The organism is Streptomyces sp. NPDC048507 (assembly GCF_043199995.1).
In the GTDB taxonomy this organism is placed as follows: Bacteria; Actinomycetota; Actinomycetes; order Streptomycetales; family Streptomycetaceae; genus Streptomyces.
Map to the genome: position 1 here is coordinate 351,163 of NZ_JBICWZ010000004.1, position 23,496 is coordinate 374,658.

General features: G+C 74.5%; 26 protein-coding genes. 7 read left to right on the top strand and 19 right to left on the bottom strand.

The window, feature by feature from the left end; all coding sequences use genetic code 11:
• Positions 1-26: 26 nt before the first annotated feature.
• Positions 27-2,030: an FUSC family protein gene (locus tag ACGFXC_RS14630; RefSeq protein ID WP_393712734.1), complete on the bottom strand. Its 2,004-nt coding sequence runs from the start codon at positions 2,028-2,030 to the stop codon at positions 27-29.
• Positions 2,031-2,100: 70 nt separating this feature from the next.
• Positions 2,101-2,928, bottom strand: coding sequence for a hypothetical protein (locus ACGFXC_RS14635; RefSeq protein ID WP_393712736.1), 828 nt, complete (start codon positions 2,926-2,928; stop codon positions 2,101-2,103).
• A gap of 182 nt (positions 2,929-3,110) precedes the next feature.
• Here ACGFXC_RS14635 and ACGFXC_RS14640 point away from each other — a divergent pair, with 182 nt between their 5' ends.
• Positions 3,111-3,524: a hypothetical protein gene (locus ACGFXC_RS14640; protein WP_393712738.1), complete on the top strand. Its 414-nt coding sequence runs from the start codon at positions 3,111-3,113 to the stop codon at positions 3,522-3,524.
• Between the two features lie 186 nt (positions 3,525-3,710).
• On the opposite strand, the gene ACGFXC_RS14645 is transcribed toward ACGFXC_RS14640, so the two are convergent.
• The 7 genes from ACGFXC_RS14645 to ACGFXC_RS14675 all read right to left on the bottom strand — a co-directional run bounded on the left by ACGFXC_RS14645 (position 3,711) and on the right by ACGFXC_RS14675 (position 7,973).
• Positions 3,711-3,929 carry a hypothetical protein gene (locus ACGFXC_RS14645; RefSeq protein WP_393712739.1) on the bottom strand — a complete coding sequence of 73 codons (219 nt, stop codon included), beginning with the start codon at positions 3,927-3,929 and terminating at the stop codon, positions 3,711-3,713.
• 57 nt (positions 3,930-3,986) lie between these two features.
• Positions 3,987-4,355, bottom strand: coding sequence for a hypothetical protein (locus tag ACGFXC_RS14650; protein ID WP_393712740.1), 369 nt, complete (start codon positions 4,353-4,355; stop codon positions 3,987-3,989).
• A gap of 104 nt (positions 4,356-4,459) precedes the next feature.
• A complete protein-coding gene (locus tag ACGFXC_RS14655) occupies positions 4,460-5,110 on the bottom strand; it encodes a hypothetical protein (RefSeq protein WP_393712741.1) in 651 nt (216 codons plus the stop codon).
• 229 nt (positions 5,111-5,339) lie between these two features.
• Positions 5,340-6,401, bottom strand: coding sequence for a PucR family transcriptional regulator (locus tag ACGFXC_RS14660; RefSeq protein ID WP_393712743.1), 1,062 nt, complete (start codon positions 6,399-6,401; stop codon positions 5,340-5,342).
• Positions 6,402-6,504: 103 nt separating this feature from the next.
• Complete coding sequence (locus tag ACGFXC_RS14665) at positions 6,505-6,750, bottom strand: hypothetical protein (protein WP_351823703.1); 246 nt, start codon at positions 6,748-6,750, stop codon at positions 6,505-6,507.
• Between the two features lie 43 nt (positions 6,751-6,793).
• A complete protein-coding gene (locus ACGFXC_RS14670) occupies positions 6,794-7,546 on the bottom strand; it encodes a CbtA family protein (RefSeq protein WP_393712745.1) in 753 nt (250 codons plus the stop codon).
• 211 nt (positions 7,547-7,757) lie between these two features.
• The gene (locus ACGFXC_RS14675; RefSeq protein WP_362125771.1) at positions 7,758-7,973 is read right to left on the bottom strand and encodes a CbtB-domain containing protein; all 216 of its coding nucleotides are present in this window, start codon (positions 7,971-7,973) and stop codon (positions 7,758-7,760) included.
• Between the two features lie 252 nt (positions 7,974-8,225).
• Between ACGFXC_RS14675 and ACGFXC_RS14680 the strand changes: the two genes are divergently transcribed.
• Complete coding sequence (locus tag ACGFXC_RS14680; protein ID WP_393712747.1) at positions 8,226-8,720, top strand: histidine phosphatase family protein; 495 nt, start codon at positions 8,226-8,228, stop codon at positions 8,718-8,720.
• Between the two features lie 15 nt (positions 8,721-8,735).
• Here ACGFXC_RS14680 and pucL read toward each other — a convergent pair whose 3' ends face one another.
• Both pucL and ACGFXC_RS14690 read right to left on the bottom strand, forming a co-directional pair.
• The gene (gene pucL, locus ACGFXC_RS14685) at positions 8,736-9,653 is read right to left on the bottom strand and encodes a factor-independent urate hydroxylase (protein ID WP_393712748.1); all 918 of its coding nucleotides are present in this window, start codon (positions 9,651-9,653) and stop codon (positions 8,736-8,738) included.
• Positions 9,654-9,913: 260 nt separating this feature from the next.
• Positions 9,914-11,263, bottom strand: coding sequence for an aspartate aminotransferase family protein (locus ACGFXC_RS14690; protein WP_393712750.1), 1,350 nt, complete (start codon positions 11,261-11,263; stop codon positions 9,914-9,916).
• Between the two features lie 376 nt (positions 11,264-11,639).
• Here ACGFXC_RS14690 and ACGFXC_RS14695 point away from each other — a divergent pair, with 376 nt between their 5' ends.
• Positions 11,640-12,008: an ATP-binding protein gene (locus ACGFXC_RS14695; RefSeq protein WP_393712751.1), complete on the top strand. Its 369-nt coding sequence runs from the start codon at positions 11,640-11,642 to the stop codon at positions 12,006-12,008.
• A 25-nt stretch (positions 12,009-12,033) separates the two neighbouring features.
• On the opposite strand, the gene ACGFXC_RS14700 is transcribed toward ACGFXC_RS14695, so the two are convergent.
• Both ACGFXC_RS14700 and ACGFXC_RS14705 read right to left on the bottom strand, forming a co-directional pair.
• Positions 12,034-12,918: a SigB/SigF/SigG family RNA polymerase sigma factor gene (locus ACGFXC_RS14700; RefSeq protein ID WP_393712753.1), complete on the bottom strand. Its 885-nt coding sequence runs from the start codon at positions 12,916-12,918 to the stop codon at positions 12,034-12,036.
• 212 nt (positions 12,919-13,130) lie between these two features.
• Positions 13,131-13,823 (bottom strand): TetR/AcrR family transcriptional regulator, encoded by a 693-nt coding sequence (locus ACGFXC_RS14705; RefSeq protein ID WP_393712755.1) that lies wholly within the window; start codon positions 13,821-13,823, stop codon positions 13,131-13,133.
• A gap of 97 nt (positions 13,824-13,920) precedes the next feature.
• Here ACGFXC_RS14705 and ACGFXC_RS14710 point away from each other — a divergent pair, with 97 nt between their 5' ends.
• Positions 13,921-14,976: an aldo/keto reductase gene (locus ACGFXC_RS14710; protein ID WP_393712757.1), complete on the top strand. Its 1,056-nt coding sequence runs from the start codon at positions 13,921-13,923 to the stop codon at positions 14,974-14,976.
• A 148-nt stretch (positions 14,977-15,124) separates the two neighbouring features.
• Positions 15,125-15,556, top strand: a complete 432-nt coding sequence (locus tag ACGFXC_RS14715) for a hypothetical protein (RefSeq protein ID WP_393712759.1) — start codon at positions 15,125-15,127, stop codon at positions 15,554-15,556.
• Here ACGFXC_RS14715 and ACGFXC_RS14720 read toward each other — a convergent pair.
• Together ACGFXC_RS14720 and ACGFXC_RS14725 are read right to left on the bottom strand one after the other, a co-directional pair.
• Complete coding sequence (locus ACGFXC_RS14720) at positions 15,546-16,901, bottom strand: chloride channel protein (protein WP_393712760.1); 1,356 nt, start codon at positions 16,899-16,901, stop codon at positions 15,546-15,548. The two genes, ACGFXC_RS14715 and ACGFXC_RS14720, sit on opposite strands and share 11 nt — an antisense overlap.
• The gene (locus ACGFXC_RS14725) at positions 16,898-18,178 is read right to left on the bottom strand and encodes a DUF2254 family protein (protein ID WP_393712761.1); all 1,281 of its coding nucleotides are present in this window, start codon (positions 18,176-18,178) and stop codon (positions 16,898-16,900) included. The genes ACGFXC_RS14720 and ACGFXC_RS14725 overlap by 4 nt, the downstream gene beginning before the upstream one ends.
• A 218-nt stretch (positions 18,179-18,396) precedes the next feature.
• Here ACGFXC_RS14725 and ACGFXC_RS14730 point away from each other — a divergent pair, with 218 nt between their 5' ends.
• Positions 18,397-19,272 (top strand): YhjD/YihY/BrkB family envelope integrity protein, encoded by an 876-nt coding sequence (locus ACGFXC_RS14730; protein WP_393712763.1) that lies wholly within the window; start codon positions 18,397-18,399, stop codon positions 19,270-19,272.
• A gap of 13 nt (positions 19,273-19,285) precedes the next feature.
• Here the strand turns inward: ACGFXC_RS14730 and ACGFXC_RS14735 are convergent, their stop codons facing one another.
• Both ACGFXC_RS14735 and ACGFXC_RS14740 read right to left on the bottom strand, forming a co-directional pair.
• Positions 19,286-20,647, bottom strand: a complete 1,362-nt coding sequence (locus tag ACGFXC_RS14735; RefSeq protein ID WP_393712765.1) for a hypothetical protein — start codon at positions 20,645-20,647, stop codon at positions 19,286-19,288.
• Positions 20,648-20,750: 103 nt separating this feature from the next.
• Positions 20,751-21,119, bottom strand: a complete 369-nt coding sequence (locus ACGFXC_RS14740) for a MerR family transcriptional regulator (RefSeq protein ID WP_393712766.1) — start codon at positions 21,117-21,119, stop codon at positions 20,751-20,753.
• 111 nt (positions 21,120-21,230) lie between these two features.
• Between ACGFXC_RS14740 and ACGFXC_RS14745 the strand changes: the two genes are divergently transcribed.
• Complete coding sequence (locus ACGFXC_RS14745; protein ID WP_393712768.1) at positions 21,231-21,629, top strand: hypothetical protein; 399 nt, start codon at positions 21,231-21,233, stop codon at positions 21,627-21,629.
• A gap of 75 nt (positions 21,630-21,704) precedes the next feature.
• Here the strand turns inward: ACGFXC_RS14745 and ACGFXC_RS14750 are convergent, their stop codons facing one another.
• Both ACGFXC_RS14750 and ACGFXC_RS14755 read right to left on the bottom strand, forming a co-directional pair.
• A complete protein-coding gene (locus tag ACGFXC_RS14750; RefSeq protein WP_393712769.1) occupies positions 21,705-23,150 on the bottom strand; it encodes a DEAD/DEAH box helicase in 1,446 nt (481 codons plus the stop codon).
• Between the two features lie 122 nt (positions 23,151-23,272).
• Positions 23,273-23,476: a cold-shock protein gene (locus ACGFXC_RS14755; protein WP_014047008.1), complete on the bottom strand. Its 204-nt coding sequence runs from the start codon at positions 23,474-23,476 to the stop codon at positions 23,273-23,275.
• Between the last annotated feature and the right edge of the window lie 20 nt (positions 23,477-23,496).

The following is a 23,496-nucleotide window of genomic DNA, read 5'->3' on the forward strand; positions in this document are numbered from 1 at the left end:
GGCCGGGCGGCCGGGCGGGCCGACGGTCAGCGCTCGGGCTGGGCGATGGCGCGCGCGGCCGCGACCTCGTGGTGGAGCGGGGCGAGGACGGAGTCCTCCGAGCCCGGCGCCAGCGGCGGAATCCGGACCTCCTTGAGGGTCCGGCTGCTGCGCAGCCCGGCCGCCAGGCCGTGCAGTTCGGCGCTGAGGGCGGTCACCTCGGCCGCGCCGGGGGCGGTCGCGCCGTGGTTGACCCGGACGCGGGCGGCGGTCGTCGCGTCCACGATCCGCTCCAGGGCCACCACCAGCGGCCACCACGCGGCGGCCCGGGCCCCGGTGGGCGGCGGCTCGGTCAGCGCCCGCTGGAACTCGCTGCGCACGCCGGAGAGGTCCCGGTAGATGCGCCGCCGGGCCTGGAGCCGGATCTGGCGGGCCTCCCGCAGCGCCGCCTCGTCCGCGACGGGGGCGAAGGCGCGGTCCACGTAGCGGGCGGCGTCGTCCACGGTGTCGGCGAGCCGGTCCCCGATCCGGGCGTGCCAGCTCTCGGGCCACAGCAGGTAGCCGGCGACGAGGGCGATGGCGCAGCCGATGAGGCTGTCCAGCAGCCGGGGCCGGATGAGGTCGAAGCCCTGGTGGTTGAGCAGGTCCGACAGCAGCAGGATCACCGGGGTGATGGCCGCGGTCTGGAAGGCGTACCCCTTCGCGGAGAAGACCGGGATCAGCGCGGCCAGCAGCACCATGACGGGTACGTCCCACCAGCCGCGCGGCACCTCGGCCAGGACGGCGGCGGCGAGCACCAGCCCGGCGGCCGTCCCCAGGGCGCGCAGCACGGCCCGGGAGAACACCGAGCCGAAGTCGGGCTTCAGGACGAAGGTGACGGTCAGCGCGACCCAGTAGGACCGCTCCACCGCGATGAGGGAGACCAGCGACTGCGCGAGCCCGATGCACAGGGCGAGGCGCAGCCCGTAGCGCCAGGAGGCCGCCGAGAACGCCATGTCGCGCACCGCCCGGCGGGCCCGGACGCCCAGGGCGGCGGGCCGTCCGAGGCGGTCGTCGATGTTGTTCGGGTCCGGCTCGGCGAGGTGCACGGTGACCGCGGCGTGCCGCAGCGCGGAGTCGAGGGCGCGCCCGGACGGTCCCTCGGGCGCGGGCAGGTCCAGTTCGGGCGTCCCGGTGCGGCCGTCCTCGACGGCCCGGGCCAGGTCCCGTACGGCCGCCGGGACGGCGGGGGCCAGGGGCTTGCCGCGCAGGTGGACGGCGGGGGCGGCCTCGACCAGCGGGATCAGCGCGTTCAGCTGGGCGAGCATCCGCACCAGCGAGGAACTGCGGCCGTGCACCCGGGCGCGGCGGGCCAGGACGAGGTCGTAGGCCTGGTTCAGGGCCTGGGTGACCCGCTGGCGGCGCTCCTCGTACGCGGGCTGCGGCCCGGCCGCGGCCTCCAGGCTGTCGGCCAGCGCCCGGTAGGCCCCGGCGACGGCGGTCCGCTCGGGGCCGCGGCCGCGCAGCGGCCAGCCCAGCAGGGTCAGGGCGAGTACGAACAGGCCGCCGGCGGTGAGCAGCAGCGGGGCGGTCCACCAGGGCCGGGGCATCGGCAGTCCGGCGCCGACGACCGCGTTGAGCAGGAGCAGCAGCCCGGACACGGAGGCGACCGTGCCGATCGAGGAGATCATCCCGGAGACGAGGGCGATCAGGGTGAGGACGCCGACGGCGACCCAGCCGTGTCCGAAGACGAGCGTGCCGACGGCGACCCCGACGGCGCCGAAGAACTGCGGGACGGCGATGTTGAGGATCCGCATCCGGTAGGCGTCGGCGGTGTCGCCGATCACCCCGGACAGGGCGCCCATGGAGACGAGGGCGCCGTACTCGGGCTCGTCGAGGGCGAAGCCGACGGCGAGCGGGGCGGCGAGGGCGATCCCGGCCCGGGCGGCGGCCGCCCAGGGGACGGGGGCGTGGCTGGGCCGCAGTCCGGCGAGCAGCCAGCCGGGGGGTGCCGGCGGCTTCGGGCGCGGTGGCCCGGGCGGTATGTGTTCGGTGCGTCGTTCGGTGGTCATTCCGCTTCCGTGTCGCCGCTCGCGAATCGGTTCTTCTGGGGGGTTCTGCGGAGTATGGGTACTTCCGAGCTTATGGGGTGCGGCGCAGCCGCCCGGACAGCCATGCGGCCAGGGCGGCCAGCAGACCGACGGCGAGCACCACCCAGGTGGTGGTCCGCAGGAACGCGGTGAGCGCGTCGTACACCGCGCCGGCCGCGGCCCGGTCGACATCGGCGGGCAGGTCGTCGAGGGTCAGGCGGCGGCCCAGGACCACCGCGATCCACAGCAGTACGGCCCCCACGGCCAGTCCGAGGCCGGTGGCCAGCACCGCGCGGCGCCGCCGGACGGCCACGGCGACCGCCGAGACGGCGAGGACCAGGGTGAGCACCGGCAGCCAGACTCCGGCGATCTGGAGCATGTGGAACCCCTTCCGGAGGGCGCCGAGGTTGTCGTACTCCATGACCTTCACCGTCAGGTGGGTCTGCGGGATGCGGTCCGCGAGGGGCACCCCGTCGGCGACGAGTTCGCCCCTGACCTGGGCTGTCACCGGTGCGAGGTCGATGGTGACGGCGTCCCCGCGGCCGCTTTCGAGGGCGGCGAGGAAGGCCGTGTGCGCGGCCCTGTTGGCGGCGTCCCAGGCCGTCCGGTAGGCGGGGGTCCCGGCGAAGGAGTGCAGGGCCTCGCCGATCAGGGCGTCCACGCCGCCCTGGAAGGGGCCCGCGTCGATCTGGCCCGCCAGGGCGCGGGTGGCCTGGGTGACGACCACCCCCTGGACGGCCCGGTTCTCGGCGAGCGGGGACATGGCGGCGGTGTAGCGGTCGGCGTCCGCCAGCTCGTGGTCGGTCCAGTAGGCGACCGCGCTCACGGGCACGAGGAGGGCCACGAGCACGATCAGGGCCGCCGAGAGGTAGGTGCGCACGTCACCAGGGAAAGCCCCGCGGTGCGGACCGCGCCAGTGGCACTGCTGCGTCCGGGTGGCGCGTACCCCCGCCCGCGCCCGCGCCCGTGTCCCGGCCGGGCCCGGCGCCACCCGGACGGGTGATCCACTTGCCGCCCCGGGGCGGCGGGTGTGCCCTGGAGGCTGGAAGAGAGGAGCCCGCCATGGCACACGCGGCACCCACCGCCCCGCGGCGGCACCGCCCGATGACGTCGGCGGCGGACACGGACCACACGGCCAGGAACGCCCTGACCCGCGCCCTGCTCATGGGCCTCGTCTACGGGGTCTGGGCGGCCTTCATCAAGCGCCAGACGGGCCCCGTCGACGCGGGCAACGTCTTCTACGGAATCCTGTGCGGCGCCCTGTTCGCCGCCATCATGTTCGCCCTCAACCGGGTCGGCCGGAGCCTGCCCCGGGAGCTGCACGCCGCCGCGTACGGGGTGTTCCTCGGTGTGGCCGCGGGCTATCTGCACAGCCTCACCAACGAGTCGGTCCTGCGGGCTTCCGGCGTCGGACTCGCGGTCGGCGCGGGGTGCGGGATCATCGCGTTCTACCGCTACTACACGCGGGAACCCTGACCGTACGCACTTCGCGCGGCAACCCCGGCCGTCCTTCCGGCCGATCCAGGACCGGCCGGACGCCCGAGGCGCCGGGCGGCCGGGGGAGCGGAGAGTGGACGGTGGCACCGGTTCCCGTGCCCCGTGGTCGAACCTCACGTGACCACACCCGTTGCCGAGGGCGCGGGAACCGGTGCCGCCTCACATCTACGCGGCCGGGTCGGCCGGCCGCTGCTGGGGCGCGGGCGCGGGCTTGGGCCCGGTCTCGCGCTCGGCGGTGGCGGTGGCGGTGGCCGCGGTGGCCGTGGCGGTGGCTGCCGCCGGCTGCGGCGCGGACCGCTCCGCGGCCGGACGGACGGGCGGGGAGAACCGGGCGGCCTCGGCGCGGAGCATGGCGTTCAGCGCGGCGTACGGGTCGATGGGCATGGCGGAACCTCACGGTGGTTCGAGGAGTGTGGGGGGACGCGCTGCTGCTCGGCCCGCTCAGCAGCGCAGGACCACGCTCCGTACCACCCGCGGGGACGGGACCGGTCCGGCCCCGCCGCCCGCCGCGCCGACCGGACGCACCGGTTCGCACGCGTGTTTCACGTGAAACATGCCCGGCGGCAGCCGCCGGACGGCCGCCGTGCCCCGTGCGTCCGTGCGGACGGCCGCCCGGGAGTCACCGTCCCCGGCCCCGTCGGACTGCCCCTCGGTGGGCTCGGCCGGGGCGGAGGAGGCGGGGCGGGATTCGGCGGCCAGTGCGGAGGCCGTGCTCGCCGCCGGACCGGCGCCGAACAGGCACAGCAGTGCGACGCAGGCCACCGTCAGGGCCCGGGCCAGCACCGTCCGCGCGTACCGCGTACCGCTCATGACGCCTTCCATGCCCCGCCACGCCGGGCGGCTCCCCACCCGGCCCCCAGAAGCCCCCGACCGGGGGACGAAGTCACCCCCCACGGCTGACGCCGGACGGCCCGTCAGGAGCCGTCCGGGGCGCTCCGCAGGGGGCCGGTGAGCCGGGCCAGGACCACCGTCTCGCCGCTGACCAGCCGCAGCCGGGCCCGTCCGGGCCGCTCCGCCGAGGAGCCGACCCCGCCGGGCGATACCCGCTCGACGGTGAACACGGCCGTACGGTGGTCCGCGCGCGGGATCTCGATGGTGCGGCCCCGCCGCAGTCCGCCGAGCGGGAGCCCGTCCGCGGTGATCACGGCGGTGCCGGCGCACCCGGGGACGGGGGCCGCGGGGTCCCAGCGGGCCGCGCCCTCGACGCCCTGCGTGCCCGTCCCGCCCTGCGTGCCCTCCGCGCCCCGCGTGCCCTCCGCGCCCTGCGGAGCCCGCTCCAGCGGGAGGTCCACCCCCAGGCCGGGAATCCGCAGCCGCAGCGGCCGCGAGGCCCGCAGGGGCGGGGCGGACACCTTCCGGGGGGCGTGGCCCGGGCCGTGGGCCCCCGAATGTTCCAGCCCGTGCACCAGCCGCCGGTGCCCGGACAGCCCGAGCGCCCGGGAGGGCAGCGCGTCGGCCACCCCCGGGGCGGCGGGCTCGGCGCCCTCGCTGCCGTGCAACAGGGCGACCCCGGTGCAGAGCAGAGTGACCGTCAGTGCGGCGACGATCCACTGGGCACGGGCCATGACGTTCCTCCCGGTCCGGCTCGGGCGGCCGGCTCCTGTGAGCAGTGCACCCCTCCAGGGTGGCCCGCTGCGCACCGGGACGACGCGAGGTGACGGCGCGTCACCGGTGTGTCGCGCCCGTGCGCCGGAGTCTTCGCAGCTGGCGGGGGTGCGCCGGGCGTGCTCCCGCCCACTGCCGCGCGTACGCCCGATCGGGTGAGCCGCGTCCCGTGCCCCTGGGGACGACGGCCTACAGCGCGTGCGCCGGCCAGCCGAGCAGCCGGGCCCCGATCACCGCCGTCTGCAGGGTGTACCGCTGGACCGGGTCCCCGGGGTCGGTCCCGGTCAGCCGGTGGATCCGCTCCAGCCGGTAGGTCAGGGCCCGCACGCTCAGGTTCAGCCGCCGGGCCGCCTCCGCGGCCACGCACCCCGAACCGAAGTACGCGTCCAGGGTCTCCAGCAGCGGCTCGGCCCCGCCGCGCCCGGCCCGCAGCGGGCCGAGCACGCTCAGGACCAGGTCGGCCATCGCGGCCCGGTCCCGGGTCAGGACGGGGAAGACCAGCAGGTCGGCGGCGCGCAGCACGGGCCCCGGGAGGCCGAGCTGGTCCGCGATGCCGAGAGCGCCGAGGGCCTCCTCGTACGAGGTCACGACCCCGCCCGCGCCCGGATGCGGACGCCCCACCGCGACGGCCCCCCGGCCGCCGAACGCCGCGTACGCGTGCTGCGCGAAGCAGGAGAGCACCTCGTCGTCGGTGCCCGGTGCCACGCAGATGAGCCGGCCGTCCTTGGTGGCGAGCAGGACGGTGCGGTCCCCGAACCGTGCGGTGAGGGCGAGTTCGACCTGGCGGACGGCCGCGCCGGTGTCCTCGTAGCACTCGGGGCCGCGGGCGACGGCCACCGCGTGGGCGTGCGCCAGGTGCAGTCCGAAGCGGGCCGCGCGCTCGCTGAGGCGGCCGAGGTCGCTGCGTCCCAGCAGCAGGTCGTCGATGAACTCCCGGCGTGCGGCCTCCTCCTGGCGCACGGCCAGCCGCTGGGCGCGCTCGTACCCCTCGGCGAAGGCGTCGACGGCCGATTCCACCGCCGCCAGCACGTGGTGCGTGGCGGTCCGGCCGCCGAGCGCGGTCCGGGTGGCGGCCAGATGGGCGCCGACCAGTCCGCGCAGCCCGTACCCGGCTTCGGCGGCCTTCTCACCGAGCGCCCGCCGGGCGTCGAGCGCCTCGCGCCCCGGGCGGCGGCCGGTGGTGCGGACGTCGGCGAGGATCGTCGCGTACCCGGCCAGATACTCCTCGGGTATGTCCCGTCCTGACGTCACACCGGCTCCCCCGTCGAATTTCCGGCACCCATTGTCGCCGCAAGGGCTCGAACAGGACTGGTCCGGGCCCGTCATCGGGCCCGGACCAGGGGGGACGCGCGGGTCAGATCACCACGAAAGCGACCGCCGCCGCCCCCATGAGGGCGGCGGCGAGGTGGATCGCGGGGTGGCCGTAGTCCCCGAACAGCAGCTGGCGGGCCAGTCCGCCGACGGCGGCCAGGGCGGTGATGACGCCGATCTGCGCGAGCAGGGTGGCCGCCGTGAAGGGCGCCACGAGCAGGAGCAACGAGTTCAGCCAGAAGGGTGCGGCGCCGGTCCAGCCCCGCCATTCCCAGATCGCGGTCGGCATGTCCCGGCTCCCACCCTTCACACCCGCAACAGGCGTGTCGTGCTCAACTCATCGGCTGTACAGCCTCCTTGGGCGCGACGGCCGGGGCAATAGCGCGTTCGGCTAGAAAACCGAAGACGAGGCCGAAAGTCGTCCACAGGGCGGCCTGGATGGCCAGGGACGTGAGACGGAACTGCCAGATCAGCGCGGCCGGGAAGTCCGCCGGGACCTCGTTGATCCCGGGGAGCAGGGCGTAGGCGAGGCCGACCGCGGCGACGAAGGCGAGCGAGGCGACGACCGAGGCGTTCCAGTTGCCCAGCGCGGGGGCGAGCCGGCGGCCCAGGATCAGGGCGCCCGCCCCGAGGAGCAGGCTCAGGGCGATCATCAGCACGAAGAGGGTGGTGCGCCGGACCACGGTGTCGGGGTCGCCCACGGCGGGCGGGTTGGCCGGGTACTTGAGGAACGGCACCACGTTCAGGGTCAGGAACAGCCCGCCGGAGACCAGCACCGCGGTGGCCCGCGGGCCGAAGCGGCCCAGCCGGCCCAGGGCGTAGCAGAAGACGAGCGCGGCGATGCCGCCGAAGGCGACGCCGTAGAGCAGGGTGCCGGTGCCGAGGCCGGCCGTGGCCTGGAGGGCCCGGCTGACGGGTGCTTCCTCGGCGTGGTCGTGCAGGGCGGACCCGGCTTCCTCGATGGCGATGGCGGCGTCGACCTTGGACTCGCCGAGCAGGTACGCGACGAGGAAGGCGGCGACGCCGGCCAGCAGGCCGGCGAGCATGCCCCGGACGAGCAGGACACGGGGGGAGATGGGGTTCATGCTTCGGGTTCCCTTGCTGGGGCGGAGACGGGGAGCGGGAGCTCCGGGGGCCGCGCGGCCGCCTGGCCGCACGGACGCACGGGCGCGCGGAAGCCGCACGCGGACGGGGGCACGACGGAGCGCCGTACGGACGGGCCGTACGGGAGGGCGTCGTGGAGCCGCCGCGCGCGGGGGAGTTCCGGGCGGGTGCGGGGACCGGGCGGTCAGCCGGTCAGTGGCAGGGGAAACCGAGCAGGTGGCGGCCGTCGTGCATCCACTCGTGGATGCCGTCGCCCTGGAAGACCGCGGTGGCGCCCTGTTCGGCGCCGACGAGGTAGAGCAGGACGAGCATGAGGACGCCCACGAACAGCGCCCAGGGGGCCAGTTCCTTCAGGGACAGCGGGGCGACGGCGACGGGCGCCGACGTGGGAACGGCGGAGTGGGCCATGGCGAACCTCCAGGGGGAACACGCGTCCCGGTCAGTGGTGCTCTCGAAGAAGGTGGCGGGTCTGACTTCCCTGCCCACGTCGCCGCGGGAGGATTCACAGTGGCGCGACCGTGCCGGATTCTCACCGGTACTTCCGTCGTACCTTCTTCATGTCGTCCGAGACCGTACCGCGCGCATGGCCTGAACACCACGGCGTGTGTTCGCCGTCTCACGCCCTGGGCGCGCGCCACGGGCGGCCCTACGCTCGCTGCCATGGCCCCCACGACGACGCCCGGTTCCCGCCCGCTGCCCCCCGTACGGGTGCGCCTGACCACGCCCGCGCTCGACGAGGACGCCCGCCGGGGCCGCTTCGGGCGGGCGGACCCGGCTCCGGGCCATGTGGGCCTGGCCGCTCCGGCGACGGGCGACTGGGCGGGACGGACCCTGGAGGAGGTCGCCGCCGAGGATCCGCAGGGCGTCCGGAGCTGGCTGACCGATCCGCGGTACGCGCCGCCCGGCGGCGGCGAGTCGGTGGCCGCGCTGATCGCCCGGACCGGGGCGCACCTGGCGGCGCTGGCGCCGGGCCCGCACGACGCGCTGGTGGCGCAGGCCGTCGTACGGGCGGCGGTGGTGTGGGCCCTGGAGCTGCCCGCGGCGGCCTTCTGGCGGCTCGACGTACGGCCCGGGACCGTGACCGTCCTCAGCGGGCGCGCGGGCCGCTGGAACCTGCAGGTGGGCAGCCCCGTAGGGGACTGCCCACCGCGGTGAGGAGGGGTGCGGGCGTTACGCCACGATCCAGTCGGAGGTGGCGATCACCGGCTGCACGCCGTCGCGGTGGATGGTGCCCTCGATCAGGCCGTACATCCGGTCCGCCGCGAAGTACACCTCGTTGTCGTTCTTCAGCCCGAAGGGCTCCAGGTCGACGAGGAAGTGGTGCTTGTTGGGCAGGTTGAGGCGCACCTCGTTGACCCGGGGGCAGTTGTCCAGGACCCGCTCGGCCATCTGGTTCAGGGTCTGCTGGAGCGAGTACGAGTACGTCTCCGCGAAGGCGTCCAGCATGTGCTTGCGGACCTTCTTGTACGACCGGTCCCAGTCGTACTCCGCGTCCTCGGCGGCCAGCGCCGAGTGCGCCCAGCGGGCGGTGACCTTGGTGGCCAGGATGCGGTCGTACGCCTCCTGGAGGGTCGTGTACTTGTCCTTGATGTAGCCGTGGAACTCGGAGTTCGTCGAGTTCATCACCGTCAGGTCCTTCAGGCCCGAGATGACCTGGAGCCCGGTCGTCTCGCTGTAGGTGACCTGCGCGGTGCGCACTTCCTGGCCCTTGAGGACGAAGGAGTGCTGCTCCTTGCGCGTGGGGACCGGGATCCGCTCCCAGACGTACTCCTCGATGCGGATCTGCGCCTCGCGGATCGGCGCCTGCGAGGAGACGAAGTGCTTCGCGAGCAGGATGCCGAAGGCCTCGGGGGAGGCGATGCCGTGCTCCTTGGAGAAGGCGTACACGGTGTTCTTCGTGGTGTCGGTCGGCAGGCAGTTGGCGTTGTCACCGGTCAGGTGGACGTCGCGGAACTCGCCGCGGAGCGCGACCGAGACGTTGAGGTCGCGGATCTCGTGCCAGGAACCGTCGCTGCCCTTGCGGGTCACCTTCACGATGCGGTTCTCGGCCTTGCCGTACTGGTTCTGGGCCAGGACGTGCTTGCTCATGGTGTCTTCCTTCGGGTACTCGGGAACACGGAGTCCGGTCATCTGGATCCCGTACGCCCGGCGTCCAGCGTCCGCCCGAACTGAAGACGTGCCGCTCCCCGCCGTTCGGCCCGTGGGGCCGCCCCGGGACTGACGTGCATCCCGGTCCGTAGGTGCTGATTCGTACTGACTGGATTGCAGCATGTGTACGGCGGGTCAACACCGCACGAATCATCCGAACACCAGCCCCAACGACTTGGGCGACCCCACAACCGCGCAGGTCAGGCCATGTGCGCGTCCGTGACGGAGAGGGCTTCGTCGAGGATCGCCAGGCCCTTGGCCACGTCTCCGGCGGAGATGTTGCACGGCGGGGCGACGTGCATGCGGTTCCCGGCGAGGAGCGGCCACAGGCCGCCCTTCTTCAGGGCCGCGCCGAAGGCCGCCATCGGCGCGGCCTCGGCGCCGGAGGCGTTGTACGGCACGAGGGGCTCGCGCGTGTCCGCGTCCCGTACGAGTTCCAGGGCCCAGAACGTGCCCAGCCCCCGGACCTCGCCGACGGAGGGGTGCCGCTCGGCGATCTCGCGCAGACCGGGGCCCAGGAGTTCGGCGCCGGTGCGGGCGGAGCCGCCGACGATGTCCTCCTCCTCCATCACGTTGATCGTGGCGACGGCGGCGGCGCAGGCCAGCACGTGCCCCGAGTACGTCAGCCCGCCCGGGTAGGGGCGGCGGGCGAAGGTCTCCGCGATGGCGGCGGAGATGGCGACGCCCCCGAGCGGCACGTACCCGCTGGTGACGCCCTTGGCGAAGCAGATGAGGTCGGGGGTGACGTCCCAGTGCTCGGAGGCGAACCAGGTGCCGGTGCGGCCGAAGCCCACCATGACCTCGTCCAGGATGAAGACGATCCCGTACCGGTCGCAGAGCGCGCGGACGCCCGCCAGGTAGCCGGCCGGGGGCACGAGCACGCCCGGCGCGCCGCCGACGGTCTCCAGGATGATCGCGGCGACGGACTGCGGCCCCTCGAAGACGATCGTGTCCTCCAGGTGGCGCAGGGCCCGCTCGCACTCCTCGGCCTCGGTGGCGGCGTGGAAGGGCGAGCGGTAGAGGAACGGGCCCCAGAAGTGCACCACCCCGGCGGTCGCGGTGTCGTTGCCGAACCGGCGGGCGTCCCCGGTGAGGTTGATCGCGGTGGAGGTCGCCCCGTGGTACGAGCGGTACGCGGCCATCACCTTGGGCCGGCCCGTGTGCACCCGGGCCATCCGCACGGCGTTCTCGACGGCCTCGGCGCCCGCGTTCGTGAAGAAGATCTTGTCCAGGTCCCCGGGCGTGCGCTCGGCGATCAGGCGCGCGGCCTCGGAGCGCACGTCCACGGCGAAGCCGGGCGCGACGGTGCAGAGCCGGGCGGACTGCTCGGCGATGGCGGCCGCCACCTTGGGGTGCTGGTAGCCGATGTTCGTGTAGACGAGCGCGCTGGAGAAATCGAGGTAGCGGTTGCCCTCGTAGTCCCAGAAGTACGAGCCCTCGGCCCCGGCCACGGCCAGCGGGTCGATGAGCTCCTGCGCCGACCAGGAGTGGAAAACGTGCTTCCGGTCGGCGGCTTTCACTGCGGCGAGGGCGTCGGCTTCTGCGTTCATGTACCGAGGGTAGTTGTCCAGGATGTGGACACCGGGCTGCCTCCGGCGCGGCGTGGCCGGAGGGTGACTTGACGGACCGGACGGACCCCGCTCGACGGGCGCGCTGCCGCCGCCCTAGCGTCGTCCGCACCGGCCGCTCCTCGGGGGAGAGCGGCGGGCAGCAACCGGCGGGGCCCCCTTCACCGTCTTCCGCACCGCGCGGAGGGCCGCGAAGGGGGCCCCGCCGTGTTCCGCGGATCCGGCCACCGGACGATTGGATTTGTGCCTCCAGGTCGGGGGTAGGTGCGGCGCCGGGGGTAGGGGCGCCGGTGGAGACGGGAGAACTGTGGCCGAGCAGACGCGGAGGCTGGTCCTCGGCAGTGGTACGACGGGTGTCGTGACCCGCTGTCGGGACTTCACACGGCGTGCCCTCGCGGACTGGGCCTGGCCGGCCGGATCCGAGGCCGAGGAGGACGTCCTGTTGCTGGTCTCGGAGGTGGTCACCAACGCCTGCCTGCACGCGGGCGGACCGCGCGAGCTGGTGCTGCGGCACGGCCCCGGCTGGCTGCGGGCGGAGGTCACCGACGACGACCCCGAACCGCCGAGCCCCCGGCCGCCGGACCGGGCGCGGCCGGGCGGGCACGGGCTGATCCTGCTGCGCAGGCTCGCCCGCGACTGGGGCTGGGCGCCCGCGCCCCCCGGCAAGACGGTGTGGCTGGAGGTTCCGGCGCCGCCCCGCGAGGAGGCGGGACCGACGACGCCCTAGGCCGTCCGCGGCGGTGCGGCGGGCTTCAGGCGTGGGCGGTGCCCGCGCCGGATCCGCCGGCCGCCCCGGCCTCTTCCCCGTCCTCGGCGTCGGTGAGGAGGCTGCCCCGCAGGCGGGTCAGGGTGCGGTTGAGCAGCCGGGACACGTGCATCTGGGACAGCCCCATCCGCGCGCCGATCTCGGACTGGGTGAGCTCCTGGCCGAACCGCAGCGAGAGCAGCGTGCGCTCCCGCGCCGGCAGCCCCGCCAGCATCGGCTTGAGCGACTCCAGGCACTCGATCAGGTCGTACGCGGGTTCCTCCTCGCCCAGCGAGGCCCGCTCGGCCTGCGGGTCGCGCTCCGCGTCCTCCTGCGGCGGGGCGTCCAGCGAGCGCGCGGAGTAGGCGGAGGCGGCCTTGCGCCCCTCGGTGAACTCCTCGTCGGTGACCTTCAGCCTGCGCGCCATCTCGCTGTCCGTGGGCTCCCGGCCCAGGTCCTGTTCGAGGGCGTCGTGCGCCTTGGCGGTGTCGATCCGCAGCTCCTGGAGGCGGCGGGGCACCTTCACGGCCCAGCTGGTGTCACGGAAGAACCGCTTGATCTCGCCGCTGATGGTGGGCATCGCGAAGGTGGTGAATTCCACCCCGCGGTCCGGGTCGAACCGGTTGATGGCCTTGATCAGGCCGATCGTGCCGACCTGGACGATGTCCTCCATCGGCTCGCTGCGCCCGCGGAACCGGCGGGCGGCGAACTTCACCAGGCTGACGTTCAGCTCGACCAGGGTGTTGCGGACGTAGGAGTAGGCGGCCGTGCCCTCTTCGAGTTCCGTCAGCCGCCGGAACAGGGCCACCGAGAGCGCCCTGGCTTCGCCGGTCGCCACACCGGTGTGGTCGGTGCGGTCGGTGAGGGTGAGGGTGGGGTCGGTACGGTCCATCGTTCTGCGCTCCTCCGACAGGGCGCCCGTTCGGGGCCGTCGTCATGCGCGGTCGGCGTCACTTGTCCCGGTCGATATACCCGTTCCAAGTGGGATGTATCCGTACGAAACGCCCCGAACCCTCCTCGAATCCTCCCCGCAGCCGCCTCGCCGGTGGCCCAGGGCGGTGTTTCACGTGAAACCACGGAGCGTGACGACGGGGGGCGGAGGCTTCAGTCGCGCCCCGGTCCCGGTACGAAGGCCCCCGCGCGGGCCGCCGCCACCGCGGCCCTCGCCGCCCGCCCGGCGGACGCCTCGTCCAGGGGCTCCGCGGTGGTGAGCAAGCGGTAGTACAGCGGGGCGGACACGGCGCGGACCACCTCGGCGGCATCGGTCCCCTCCGGCAGCTCCCCCCGCTCCACGGCCTGCCGTACGCACGGCGCCCACTCGGCGACCCGGACCTCGTAGAAGCGGTGCAGGGCCTCCGCCGTACGGGCGTCCCCGGTGGCGGCGGCGATCACGGCCTTGAACAGGGCTCCCTGGCGGGGATCGGACAGGGTGCGGCGGACGAGCTCCGCGTTGGCGAGCAGGTCCTCCAGCAGCGAGCCCGTCCGCGCCCGGGGCAGCGACCGCTCGGCCATGTCCGTCAGCAGGTCCGCCACCAGGCCGGCCACCGTGCCCCAGCGCCGGTAGACGGTGGTCTTGCCGACGTCGGCGCGCCGGGCGACCTCCGCCAGGTCCAGCCCGTGGAAACCCTGCTCGGCGAGCGTGTCTCCGGCCGCCTCCAGCACCGCCGCGCGCACCCGCGCCGTCCGCCCGCCGGGGCGCACGCTCCCGGGCGTGGCCGCGTCCGCCCCGTCCGCCGAGGCCGCCGCCGCCGACCCGGCCCCGTCCGCCGCTGCTCCCGCGTCACCCGGCAACTTCATAACGGGTCTCCAGTTCCATTAATGGCGATCTCTTGTTAGGTTGGGTCCATCTTAACGGGTCTGCGGTTCCGTTACCGCTCGCTGAAGGGATTTCGCCATGGAGTACAGGCAGCTCGGAACGTCCGGTCTGAAGGTCCCCGCCCTGAGCTTCGGCGCCGGGACGTTCGGCGGTCAGGGGCCCCTCTTCGGCGCGTGGGGCACCACGGACGCACAGGAGGCGCGCCGCCTCGTGGACATCTGCCTCGACGCCGGCATCACCATGTTCGACACCGCCGACGTCTACTCGGCCGGCGCCTCGGAGGAGGTGCTGGGCCAGGCCGTGAAGGGCCGCCGGGACCGGGTGCTGCTCTCCACCAAGGCCGGGCTCCCCACGGGCGAGGGCCCCACGGACGCGGGCACCTCCCGCTCCCGCCTGATCCGCGCCACCGAGGACGCCCTGCGCCGGCTGGACACCGACCACATCGACCTCTTCCAGCTGCACGCCTTCGACGCGGCCACCCCCGTCGAGGAGGTGCTCTCCACCCTCGACGGACTCGTGCGCTCCGGGAAGATCCGCTACGTCGGCGTCTCCAACTTCGCGGGCTGGCAGCTGATGAAGTCCCTCGCCGCCGCCGACCGGCAGGGATTCCCCCGCTACGTCGCCCACCAGGTCTACTACTCCCTCGTCGGCCGCGACTACGAGTGGGAGCTGATGCCGCTGGGCCACGACCAGGGCGTCGGGGCGATGGTCTGGAGCCCGCTCGGCTGGGGCCGCCTGACCGGCAAGGTGCGCCGCGGCCGGCCGCTGCCGCCGGACAGCCGCCTGCACGCCACCGCCGCGTACGGCCCGCCGGTCGAGGACGGCCACCTCTACGACGTGGTCGACGCCCTCGACGACATCGCGCGGGAGACCGGCCGGACGATCCCGCAGGTGGCCATCAACTGGCTGCTGCGCCGCCCCACCGTCTCCTCGGTCATCGTCGGCGCCCGCAACGAGGAGCAGCTCCGCCAGAACATCGGCGCCGTCGGCTGGGAGCTGAGCCCGGAGCAGGTGGCCCGGCTGGACGCCGCGAGCCACCGCCCGGCCCCGTACCCGTACTTCCCCTACGAGCGCCAGGAGGGCTTCGCCCGGCTCAACCCGCCGCTGCTGCCGGCCCCGGCGCCGGCCGCCTGACGGCGGCGCCGCCCCGGCGCCGCTCGGGCGCCGGGTGGCTCCGAACGGTGAGGGTGCGGATGCAGAAGGTGATGCGTATGCATATTTTGGCCTTGTGGTCAAAGATCCCCGATCACGCGTTCTGCCCCCTTTGAGGAAGGCCTCACCCATGAAGCGTTTCCCCGTGATCGGCGTGCTCTGCGTCAGCGCGGCGTTCGGTCTCGCGGCCTGTTCCGACGACAGCAGCAGCTCGCCTTCCGAGGAGGCCACCCAGGCCGCCGCCGACCTCTGCACCGACCTGAACGCCCTCAAGGCCGACAACGCGAAACTGAAGACCCTCGACCCGGCCGTGGCGACGAAGGACCAGGTCAAGGACGCCTACGACGCGGTCCAGAAGGACTGGGAGAACGTCCAGAACAACCTCACCAAGCTGAAGGAAGACCAGCGCAACGCGGTCAAGGCGGCCGCCGACGGCCTGAAGAACGCCTACCAGGGCCTGCCCGGCGACACCACCGGCAAGGACGCGCTCACCAAGCTCCAGCCGCAGATCCAGACGCTCGACCAGGCCACCACGGCGGCCTCGACCGGCCTCAAGTGCTGACGGGCTGACCCCCGGCCGCCCGGAGGGCGCCGCCGCCCTCCGGACGGGCCTTCAGCAGTTCCGTGACGACGAAGGAGACCACCGCCGCCAGGATCACCACCGGCATCATGGCGGCGCTGCCCAGCAGCAGCACCACCAGCACCACACTGCTGACCGGCAGCCGCAGCGTGGCCGCCGCCGCGGCCGCCATCCCCGCGGCCATGGCGGGTACGACGCCCAGCCCGGGCAGCGGCGCCAGCAGCACCCCCGCCGCAGCGCCGAGGAACAGCGCCGGGAACACCGGGCCGCCCCGCAGGGAGCCCAGGCAGAGCGTGTAGGCGGCGCCCTTGAGCAGCAGCACGGCGATCAGCGCGCCGACGCCCCAGGCGTGCGGGTCGACGGCCAGCGCGGCGAGGGTGCCCTGGCCCGAGGAGGCCACGTCCGCCGGGGACCGGCCGGTGGCCAGGGCGTAGAGCGCGGCGCAGGCGGCCGCGCCCAGCGCGCACAGCACCGTACGCGCGACGGTCCGCGAGGAGACGTACGAGGCCACCCGGCGGGCACCGGCCGCCACCGGGCGCAGGGCGGCGGCCAGGGCCGCGCCGATGACCACCGCCCAGCACACGTCGGCCGCGTCCAGCCGGGGGAACGGGGCGAACAGCTCCAGGGACAGGTCGCCCGTCGCCAGCCCCGTCCAGCGCCCGAGCCCGGTGAACACCACGGCCCCGACCCCGCTGGAGAGCAGCGCGGGCAGCATCACCGCGAACAGCCGCGTCCCGCCGACGCCCGCCACCTCGATCAGCAGCACCGCGGCCACCAGCGGGTTCCCGAAGATCGCCGAGACGGCCGCCGCCGCTCCGGCCGCGCCCAGCAGGACCGTGCTCTGCGGGGTGTCCGGCGCCCGGACGAGCGCCCGCAGCGCCAGCGCGAGGCCGCCGCCCAGCGCGATCAGCGGTGCCTCGGGGCCCAGGACGGCGCCCAGCGGCAGGCCCGCCGCCGCGAGCAGCACCCCGGGCAGCGTCGCCGCGGAGGCGCCGCCCGTGTGCAGTCCGGACGCCGGGACGTGCCCGCCAGCCCCCGGCAGCCGGACCGCGACCAGGCCGACGGCCAGACCGGCGGCCGCGAGCAGCGGGAACGGCCACCACCAGGGCGGGACGCCGAGCCCCAGCGCGTCCGGGACGTCGGCCCACAGCAGGTGCTCCAGCTCGTGCAGCACGACCAGGAACCAGAACGCCACGAGGGAGACCGGGATGCCGATCAGGGCGGACAGGACGAGGGCCCTCAGGTAGCCGGGGCTCCGCAGCACGTCCGCCAGGACCTCTGCCTCCTCGGGGCCGGCCGGGCCGGAGTGCCGGGGTGTGCGCGTCACGGGGCGTCTCCCTTCGCCGCCGGCGCGGCCGGCCAGATCAGCGGGTACCGCTGGGTGCCCGTGCGCTCCACCCAGCGCAGCCGCTCCCGTACGACCTCCCGGCGGTCCTCGGGGCACCGCTCCAGCAGGGCGCCCAGCAGGCCGCGCAGCCGTCCCAGGGCCATGGGGGAGCCCGCGGCGGCGAAGGCGAGCTCGTCGACGGCCGTGCGGACGTACCGCTCCCAGTCGGGCACCGGGACCGTCACCCGCAGCCGCCCCGACCCGTCGTGGAACCGGCCGATGGCCAGGTCCCGGTCGGCGAGGCGGCCCAGCAGGTCCTGGGTGCGGTCCATGCTGTCCACCGCCGTCGCGGGATCGTTGACGGCCGGGGACAGGGCCCGCAGCGCGATGTCGGAGAGCAGTCTGAAGGGCAGTTCGGGGTCCTGCTCGAAGGTCCGCTCGATGCCGGTCACCAGCGCCGCGCAGACCTGTGCGGCGGCCGGACCGGTGCCCGCTGCCGGACCGGCGCCCGTCAGCTCGGCGAGGACCGCGTCCCGGGCCAGGGGCCGTCCGGGTGCGGTGCGCAGCAGGATCGCGCAGTCGTGCCGCTCGGCCAGGGCGACCAGCGCGGCCACGTCGACCTGCTGCAGCACGGCCGCCGGGCCGGTCCACCGGACGGCGGCGGCCGGAGCGGCGCCGCCCGGGGCCGGCGCCGCCGGGGGCGGGGCTGCGGCGGCGCGGTCCGGGTCGTACGGGTCCGCGTACAGGGCGTCGAACAGCCGGTGTCCGCGCCGGGCGACGGCGGTCAGCGAGTGCGCGAGCTGGATCGAGTCGAACGCCCGCATCTGGAGCGTCCGCATCATTGCGAGGGCGACCAGCGTGGACACCATCGCGACGGCCGGAACCAGCGCCGACACGCTGCTGCGGGCGCCGATCGACAGCCCCGAGGAGACGCAGAAGACGAAGACGCCGACGGTGAGGGCGAAGGTCCGCCAGACGACCGGCTCGTCGCGGAACAGGCCGAGCCGCGGGGTGAAGGCGCTCGCCGAGAACTGCACGACGAGGAACAGCATCGAGTAGATGATGCTGACGAGGCTGATGACGCCGAACCCGAGGGTGAACAGCAGCGTCGCCACCCGCCCGGCGTCGATCTGCGGCCCGGCCCGGAGCACCGGGACCAGCAGCCCCAGCACCAGTCCGAGGGCCGCGCACACCAGCTGGGAGAGGTCCCGGCGCATCGCGCGCCGGGGGCGCCGGAACACCGTGCCGGGGGCGCGCCGTTCGGCCGAGCCGGTCATCCAGCCTCCTCCATGTCCCGACGTCGGGGTCGGGCCCGGTGTGGATGCAATCACGGGAACGCCAGGACTTTGCGATGAAATGCCGGATATGAGGCATTCCTCTGCCGTTCTCGTGCAAGGTGGTCGCAGGGTGGTGGCCGGAGGTTCGTAGCCGCAGGGTGGTGGCCGGTGGCAGCACCCGCCGGGTCCCGTGACCCGGAAGCGTGAGGAGCTCCGCCGTGCCTGAACCGGAAGCCGGGCCCCGGCTGTTCGCCGTCCCCGGCTGGATGCGCAAGCACACTCCGCTGCTGACCCGGCTGATCGAGCAGCTCGCGGCCGTCCGCGTGCTCGACTGCGCGACGCGGCTGGCCGCCCAGGCCTTCCTCGGCGCGGTGCCCGCCCTCTTCGTCATCGGCGCCCTGGCCCCCGACTGGCTCCAGGACCAGCTCGTCTCGTCCGTCCGGACCACCCTGGGGCTCCAGGACGCCTCGCTGGACCAGGTGCGGGCGGTCTACTCCGCCGACGACACGGCGGTGGTGGCCGGTACCAGCACCGTGGGCATCGTGGTGACCCTGCTGTCCGCGACCGCGTGCAGCCGCGCGCTCCAGCGGACCTGCGAGCGGGCCTGGCACCTGCCCAAGGCCAAGGCGCGGCTGGCCGCCTGGCGGTGGCTGGTCTGGCTGGTCATCGTCCTGGCCGCGCTGCTGTTCCAGGGGCCGGTGCAGGACGCCTTCGGCGCCGGCCGGGCCCTCGGCTTCGCCCTCGCCCTGGTCAGCGGCACGCTGCTGTGGTGGTGGACCCAGTACCTGCTGCTCGGCAGCCGGATCCCGTGGCTGCCGCTGCTGCCCGGCGCGGTGCTCGCGGGCATCGGCGAGCAGCTGCTGTCCGTGTGGTCGCGGATCTACATGCCGGGCGCGGTGGAGCGCAGCCTGCGGGAATTCGGCGGCCTGGGGTCGGTCTTCGTCCTGCTGTCCTGGCTGATCGCGTTCTTCGTGGTCATCACGCTCTCCATCGCCGTCGGCTACGTGGTGGCGCGCGAGCCGCCGTTCGCGCGCCGGCTCGCCACCCCGCCCCCGCCCCCGCCCCCGGCGGCCGGCCCGGACCCGGCCGGGTGAGAGCGCCGCACCCTCACCCGTCCCCGGGACCCGCCGGGCCTTTGGCCGCCCCGGCCGCCCCGGCCGCCCCGGCCGCGCGGCCCCCGGCCGCCAGCAGCGCGAGGACGGCGAGGACCGCCAGCAGGACGAGGACCAGCAGCAGCACCGTCAGCACCGTCGGGTGGTTCCACAGCGCGAAGACCAGCGCGAGCACGAGCAGGACGCCCACGGTCAGCGCCCGCCGCCGCGCCAGCACCCAGCTCCCGGCGCTCCCGGTGCGCACCCCGTGCGCGGCCCCCCAGCGCACGGTGGAGTCGGCCGCGCGCTCCGACCGGCCGCGCAGGGCCGTCGGCAGCCGCCCGGCCCCGGACAGGTAGGCGCCGAGCGCCACGACGACCCCGAGGACCATCGCCGTCCGCAGGCTGACCCGCAGGAACCGCACCAGCGTGTCGAAGATCGCGGCGGCCGCCGCCGGGGACTGGACCTGCTCGGGCAGGTGGTCGAGGTAGGAGCGGCGTACGAAGACCAGGGCGACGGCGACGAGCAGGCACGCGGCGGCCGCGCACAGGGCCGTCACCACCAGGGCCCGGCGGCGCCGCCGGGCGAGCAGCACCCCGGCGGTGGCGAGCAGCACCGTCAGCACGGGCAGCCAGTTGCCGGCGAGGTCGAGGAGGCGTACCGCGCCCCTGATCTCCTTCAGCCGGTCCGACTGGAAGAGCACCATCTGTTCGTCGACGTCGGGGATCTTCTCGGCCGGGGAGAGCCCGGCCTTCACGAGGTCCTGCTTGACCGTCTCGACGGCGGCGCCGACATCGAGGGTGACGGTGCCGCCGTCGACGCCGACCGGGCCGCGGCCCTTGCCGGTGAGCGCGCGCACCACGGAGCGGTGGGCGGTGCGGTTGGCCTGCGTCCAGACCCGCTCGAAGGCGCGGCTGGACACGAAGCGGCCCGCCACCTTGGAGACGGCCTGGTCGGCGGCCGAGTCCAGCTGGGGACCGAGCGATTTGACCGCCGCGCCGACGCGCGGCGGCAGGCCCTGGGACTCCAGCCACTTCGCCAGGTCCGCGGTGACCGCCGCGCCGTCGATGTGGGCCCCGGCCGCTTCGGTGATGCGGTGCACGGCGGCGGCCTCGACCGCCGGGTCCGAGGCGAGGGGGGCGACCGTGGACACGTAACGGTCGTTGTCGAGCACGATGTCGTGCACCCAGACGGTGAGCAGGGAGACCGGTACGAAGAGGCACGCGAGCACGATCAGTACGGCGGACGCGGTGCTCGCGGCGATCCGCCCGGCACCGCGCCGGTGCCCGGTCTCCGCCGCCGGGGCCGGCCCGGGGGGTTCCGGCGGCCCGGACGGCGGCCCGGACGGCGGCCCGGGGGGCTCGGACGGCAGACTCATGGCCCTCCCGGGGACGGGGGAGGCGCGGCGCCTCACCCGTCCATTGGTAGGGCCCCCGGGGCGCGGGCGCACCCGGGCTTGGGCCCACCGGGTGGCGGCGGCCTCAGCCGGAGGCGCCCCGGCCCTCCGCGCCCCCGGACGTCCCCGGGCCCCCGGCCGCGGCGGCCCGGCGGAACTCCGCGTTGATCCGCTGGGCCTCCTCCAACTGGTCCTCCAGGATGACGATGCGGCAGGCCGCCTCGACGGGAGTCCCCTGGTCGACGAGCTCCCGCGCGCGGGCCGCGATCCGCAGCTGGTAGCGGGAGTACCGGCGGTGTCCGCCCTCGGAACGCAGCGGGGTGATCAGACGGGCCTCCCCGATGGCCCGGAGGAAGCCGGGAGTGGTGCCGAGCAGCTCAGCGGCCCGGCCCATCGTGTAGGCGGGGTAGTCATCGTCGTCGAGCCGGCCGCCGAGCGAGTCGTCACCTGTCATCTGCACCTCATCGTCTGAACGCGTCGCGGGACCGGGGCACCGCACGGCACCCGGCCCGGAGGAAATACAACACCATCCGCCCGGACGGTGCGGTGCATAGAATCCGCTTCCATGTCGAAGCCTGACGAGCTGCTCGTGGACATCGCCACCCTGGTGGAGTCCGCGCAGAGCAATCAGATGTCCCTGACCGTCGTCACCGGGGGTGCCGTCATCACCGGCCGGCTGGCCCCCGAAGCCGTCTGGAGGCAGCGGGTGGCGGAGGTCCTGACGGACTCGGCCCGCCTGGGCGAGTTCTCCGGAGCCTTCACCGGACCGGCCGCCGATCCGGCGGACCTGCCCGGCCCGGCCGCCCCACCGGCCGAGGACGGCCCACCCACCCACCTCCACTTCCACGTCGCCCGCATCATCCAGGGCACCGTGGGCATCCCGGAGACCGGCGGCATGTACCGCGTCTCCATCGAGGACGTCAGCGCCTGGACCGTGGGCGACTTCAGCTACTCCGACCACTGACCGCCCCCGCGCACACGCCGAAGGGCCCCACCGGTACCGCCCGGTGGGGCCCTTCGGCATGTGTGTGCGCCGCTCCTACGCCGCCGCGCCCGCCGCGGGCCGCCGTACGGGCGCCCGGCGGTCCCGGGAACCACGGGTCCCCCGTACGCCGCGCGCGGAGCGCTCCGAGGGCGGCGCGGTCACCGTCACGGGGACGCCGGACGGGGTGCGGGCCCCGGTGATCCGGCGCAGCTCCTCCTCGCCGGACCGGACCTGCGTGGTCTGCGGGACGATCCCGGCGGCGGCCATGAGGCGGGCCATGTCGCGGCGCTGGCGCGGGGTCACGAGGGTGACGACGCTGCCGGACTCGCCGGCGCGGGCGGTGCGGCCGCCGCGGTGCAGGTAGTCCTTGGGGTCGGTCGGCGGATCGACGTTGACGACGAGGTCGAGGTGGTCGACGTGGATGCCGCGGGCGGCGACGTTGGTGGCGACGAGCACCGTGACGTGTCCGGTCTTGAACTGGGTGAGCGTGCGGGTGCGCTGCGGCTGGGACTTGCCGCCGTGCAGCGCTGCGGCCCGCACACCGCTGTCGAGCAGGTCCTGGGTCAGCCGGTCGACGGCGTGCTTGGTGTCCAGGAACATGATCACCCGGCCCTCGCGGGCGGCGATCTCGGTGGTGGCCGCCTGCTTGTCGTGGCCCTGCACGTGCAGGACGTGGTGCTCCATGGTGGTCACCGCGCCGGCCGACGGGTCGACGGAGTGCACGACCGGGTCGTTCAGGTAGCGGCGTACGAGGAGGTCGACGTTGCGGTCGAGGGTGGCGGAGAACAGCATCCGCTGGCCGTCGGGGCGCACCTGGTCGAGCAGGGCGGTGACCTGGGGCATGAAGCCCATGTCGGCCATCTGGTCGGCTTCGTCGAGGACGGTGACGGCCACCTGGTCCAGCCGGCAGTCGCCGCGGTCGATGAGGTCCTTCAGCCGGCCCGGCGTCGCGACGAGCACCTCCCGGCCGCCCCGGAGCGCGGCGGCCTGACGGGCGAGGGGCATGCCGCCGACGACGGTCGCCAGCCGCAGCCGCACGGACCTGGCGTAGGGGGTGAGGGCCTCGGTGACCTGCTGGGCGAGCTCGCGGGTCGGTACGAGGACCAGCGCGAGCGGCTGCTTCGGTTCGGCGCGCAGCCCGGCGGTGCGGGCCAGCATCGCCAGTCCGAAGGCGAGCGTCTTGCCGGAGCCGGTCCGGCCACGGCCGAGCACGTCCCGGCCCGCGAGCGCGTTGGGCAGCGTCGCCGCCTGGATCGGGAAGGGCGCGCTCACGCCCGCTGCCTCCAGGGCGGTCAGGAGCGGCGAGGGCATGGCGAGGTCGCCGAAGGCCTCGACCGCGGGCAGGGCGGGAGTCAGCGTCCGGGGCGGCGCGAACTCGCGGCTGCGGCCGCGCGGGCCGTACCCGCGCGAAGGGACGGGAGAGCCGGAAGAGCCGGAAGCGCGGGATGAGCCGTACGGGCGATTCAAAATACGGAATCCTTCCTCGATGTGCCGGCGCATATCAAGGGATTCCCCCGGCCTCGTGCGGTGCGGCGGAGAATCGCGAGAACGGGCCGAATGTACGAAGAAGCCGGGGCCCGCACCCCGAAGGGTGCGGGCCCCGGCTCACTTCTGCGTCAACGTCAGGCGGGAACGATGTTCTCGGCCGTCGGGCCCTTCTGGCCCTGCGCGATGTCGAAGTTCACCTTCTGGCCTTCCTGGAGCTCACGGAAGCCCTGGGCGGCGATGTTCGAGTAGTGGGCGAACACGTCAGCGCCGCCACCGTCCTGCTCGATGAAGCCGAAACCCTTTTCGGCGTTGAACCACTTCACGGTACCTGATGCCATGTCATATCTCCTTCGGGGAT